Source organism: Streptococcus sp. DD10 (assembly GCF_001578805.1).
Classification (GTDB): Bacteria; Bacillota; Bacilli; order Lactobacillales; family Streptococcaceae; genus Streptococcus.
Genome location: NZ_KQ969217.1, coordinates 1 through 351, shown reverse-complemented (window position 1 = coordinate 351; position 351 = coordinate 1). Strand labels below are relative to the sequence as shown.

Below are 351 nucleotides of genomic sequence, written 5' to 3'. Positions count from 1 at the left end.
TGGCTGACTCCTTGATAGTAACGTACAATACTATTATATCATAAAAAGGAGGGCGGTTCATGCAATTGGTGACAGATATTTGTGTTGGATTGTCAACGAAAAATGCGGATAAGATATTAAGACAATATAGACGGTTAGCTCGTATTGCTGGTGAAGCATATTACCCCAAAGTAACGGCTTCGTACTCAATCGAACCGAAGTCTTCCGGTGGTGGGGTGAATAAGGCAACAGAGATGATGGTTGTTCGTAGAGTCGATGCACAGATGGAGCTTGAAGCGATGGCGGAAGCGATTAATAGTTTGTCGGATTTAGAGTATTGTAGAATTTTGATTGAACGGTATTGTCGAAAAA

At 41.0% G+C, this 351-nt stretch carries 1 protein-coding gene; it reads left to right on the top strand.

Going from position 1 to position 351, the window contains the following annotated elements; translation table 11 throughout:
- Nucleotides 1-59: 59 nt before the first annotated feature.
- Nucleotides 60-351 (top strand): ArpU family phage packaging/lysis transcriptional regulator (locus tag STRDD10_RS10150; protein WP_331709937.1); only part of this gene is annotated, 292 nt, incomplete at its 3' end.